The 3,409-nt window shown below is 59.5% G+C and carries 2 protein-coding genes and 1 pseudogene; all 3 read right to left on the reverse strand.

The window, feature by feature from the left end:
• Positions 1–72 precede the first annotated feature (72 nt).
• A complete protein-coding gene (locus tag UU9_RS18195; RefSeq protein ID WP_272941984.1) occupies positions 73–594 on the reverse strand; it encodes a hemagglutinin repeat-containing protein in 522 nt (173 codons plus the stop codon).
• The gene (locus UU9_RS17405) at positions 530–1,351 is read right to left on the reverse strand and encodes an Imm49 family immunity protein (protein WP_050982481.1); all 822 of its coding nucleotides are present in this window, start codon (positions 1,349–1,351) and stop codon (positions 530–532) included. Before UU9_RS17405 ends, UU9_RS18195 begins: the two co-directional genes overlap by 65 nt.
• A gap of 23 nt (positions 1,352–1,374) precedes the next feature.
• Positions 1,375–3,409 (reverse strand): annotated as a pseudogene (locus UU9_RS18200) (hypothetical protein); the annotation flags it as partial.

A 3,409-nucleotide genomic window follows, 5' to 3' on the forward strand; every position in this document is an offset into this window, starting at 1 on the left:
GTGGCTGCGGGCTTGCTGAAAGCAAGATTCAGCGTGTGCGGAATGCATTCGTCGGAAAGTTCACACTGACCCCTATTTCTGGCTGTAGCTGGCCCCGCCGCTGCTGGCGCCGTAGCAGATCGGCGGGATGCACAGGCTCAGGCCGGCGCTGGCGCTCTGATAGGTCTCCTTGTAGTGGTCGGTGTCTTGCGTGCTGGTGAGGCTGAGGCTGCGGCCGATGTCGGCCAGGATGGTGTTGCCGTAGGCCTGGGCCCCTTCCAATGTGGTGTCGCGACCGCTGGTCAGGCTGAGCATATCGCCCGCGTTGACGGTGGTGGCATGGTGGGTGGCGCTGTCGCCATTGCCTTTGCCCCGGGCCGCCGCCGCGGCCAGTTCGATGGTGAAGCCGTTCTGCTCGCCGCCCAGGGCGAAGCCCACGCCGATGCTGGCGCTCCCGCTGTGGTTGGCGTTAAGGGTCAGGTCGCCCGCTGCGCGCAGGGTGCTGCCTCGGTGACGTCCACGCCCTAGCCGGTAGACAGGCTTTACACGCTCATGCCGGCAGGGGCGTCTCAATGTCGAATGTCTGCATGAAGGAATAAGGGTCGTGGTAAGCATCAAGTGGCTTGACCGGCAACCACTCCGCCGGAATCCAAGGTGTGTCCACTGCCACTTCGTAGCCATGCCGCCAAGCGATCTTGGCGTAGATCACTGCCTCGCAAACGATGAACCAGCCGGTATAACCCTGATCCTCATTGCGCCACTTGAGTTCCTTGGGCGTCACCATCTCCGCCAGCGCACTTTCCATAGCGCCGATGTCGCCACTAGCCAGTGCAAGACAGAACCGATTTTCCGGCGCGAATCGCGCCATCCTTTTAGGTATGTCTCCGAGGAACCGCTCGCTGCGTTCGCCCAGCTTGTTCCACTCCCCGCGCAGCGCCAACTTAGATTGATACGTCTCGAACTCAAACGTCCCGCCCTTGCTCGCACGTTTCAGATCAACGGCGTCGAACGCACCAAACCACGCCACAAGTTGCGGGTGATCAGAGAGCAGGGGCCAAAGCATGGCCTCGCGCTCATAGAGAGCGCCCCAGACACCCCTATTTGGATCTTTTTGATAAAGGATGCGATCAATCTTGCCGGCTACATAAGCCTGCTGCTTGCATTTCACCAAATCCTGGTCATCAAACCAAGCTACGAGTGAGGACGTGATGGCGAGCTTCCTCAGTCCGCCCTTGCATACTTCCGGGTCTCCCGTATTAGTTCTTATATATTGCAATCGCACGGCCTCGCGTTCCTTGTGACTAGCCATATGTTCTCCCACATGGACAAGGCCTTTTTCTATGCTCAATGCATGATCGGCAACAAATGACATAAATTAAATCTCGCTCAATGGAATTATGGGATATTGACCGGCACGCCGATTAATTGCCCTGTCTGCTTGTTAACGCCGATGACGGCCGTATTTAAAGTTCCACCATCACGGGCCTGATCAATGGCCCTATAGGCCGGAGATGTTTTATCTAGTTCGCCCATCACTCGATCAATCCACTTTCCAGAAAGTTGCAAAGAGCCGTCTACAGTCTTTCCAAGGGAGAACGTCCCATTCGTCACCTGCTTGGCATCAATCAGGATCGTCACCGACCCATCCGCATTTTGTAGCACCGCATCGAAACCCTTATTGCCAGCATATTTCCCGCCAGCGAGCACCGTCAGGCCCTGCTTCGTCGCGACCGAATTGAGTAGAGACTCCGTAAGTTCTCCGGTGAGGTCACCACCTTGTGCAATCTGCGCCATAAGTGCTTGATCGGCGGGATCAGTGACGTTCAGTACACACTGGCTACCGCACACCTTTGTCTGATTGATGAAGCCGCCCGGCGTGGGGGTGACCGAACCTCCCTTGGCCAACTGTTCAAAATCACCGACAGAATTCAGATTTCTGCTGTCGCCCGCTAACGTGAACGTCCCATCCGCATTGGCGATGGTCGCGACCTTCGTACCTGCGGGCAGCAGCGATATCCCGGTATAAACCTGACCGATGCCACCGGCTACACCGTAGAGTAATTCCGCGGCTCCTTGAGAGATGCCGAATGCATTCTGGATCGCCTGCCCGCCGAAAGTCGGCGTAGCCGCACCATTCCAACCCGTTCTCACACCCGCCTGGGTTTGGTCCACGCCCCAGCCGGTCAACAACACGCCGCCTGCCGCTAAAGCACAACCGCCGCCCAATGTTTCGGGACAAGCCGCCGCGCCAGTCGCAACTGCCGCGGCACCAGTCGCCGCCGCACCAAGCCCGCCCACCGCTTGCAGGCCACCCCCCAAACGCGTGAAGGGATGGCCGTAGCTGTTGTTGACGTAGGACAGATAGTCCGATGTCTTATCGCCGTAGCCGTAACCAAACAAGCTTTCCGTCACGGGTACAGACATGCCGCTCTGGATCACGACAGTACGAGTGATGCTTTGTTGTTGCAAAAGCGCCCGCTCATCGGCGTATTGCGGTTGACTACCAAGTGCCTCTAACTGACTGTAATAAGCGTACTCTGGACTGTTCTTGGCATATTCAGCCGAGCAATGCACCAAGGCGCAGGCCGCCGTGCTGAGGTCGGCTTCTTTCTGTTTGTCCCCGCCAGCCAGCGCCTTGATGCGTGCCTTCTCCGTTTCGTGCAACTGCCGGTTGTACTTCTCCCCATCCAGCGCCGTCACCGCACCAGCACCACCACCCACGGCACCGCCCACAGCCGCACTGGCCAGCTGCATCAGTGTCCTGCCTTCGGCGCTGTTGGGATCGATGTGGTGATCGGCGAGGTAGTTGGCCATCGCTCCGCTGGCCGCCTCGCTGGCTGCTGCGCCCAGCGCACCTTGTGTGGCGTTACCGCCGCCCAGTTCCGCCGTGGCCGCTCCTACCAAACCGTGCAGCAATACCCGGTAAGTGCCGCCCTCTCCCCACGATTTCTGATCTTGATCGGTACTGGCGTGGTCGGCCATGTAGTCGGCCAGGTCCCCCGCTGCCCGCATCCCCACGTAACCGGCCGCCTGCCCCAGCGCCTGCTTCTCCTTGATCTTGTCCACATCAAAATCGTTGCTGACGCCGTTGCCGTCGAGCGTAGTGGCGCTGCGATCGATGCTGCTGAGGTCTTGATCGGGATCGTTGCGCACGATGATCGTGCCTTGCGCGATGCTGCTGGCCGTATCGCTGCTATCGCTGCCGCCCTGCGGTATCGCCATGTTCAGCGCCGCGCCCATGGCGTTGCCGGCCAGGTTGCTCGCGGCCGAGCTATTGCTGCTGTACGAGAAGCCCATCTGACTCGCGCTGCTGTGGGCACTGTTGTGCAGGTCGTTGACGACCAGGCTGCCGGTGTCCAGCCGATTCTTTGAGGCATCCGCCGTACTGGCGATGGCCGCGCCGGTAAGTGTGGTGGTGTCGCCCACGTGG

The organism is Rhodanobacter fulvus Jip2, from assembly GCF_000264315.1.
Lineage (GTDB): Bacteria > Pseudomonadota > Gammaproteobacteria > Xanthomonadales > Rhodanobacteraceae > Rhodanobacter > Rhodanobacter fulvus.

Excerpts from the sequence above, each read along its gene's own strand:
- UU9_RS17405 (WP_050982481.1), bottom strand. The coding sequence starts at position 1,351 with ATGTCATTTGTTGCCGATCATGCATTGAGCATAGAAAAAGGCCTTGTC.
- UU9_RS18195 (WP_272941984.1), bottom strand. The coding sequence starts at position 594 with ATGCTTACCACGACCCTTATTCCTTCATGCAGACATTCGACATTGAGA.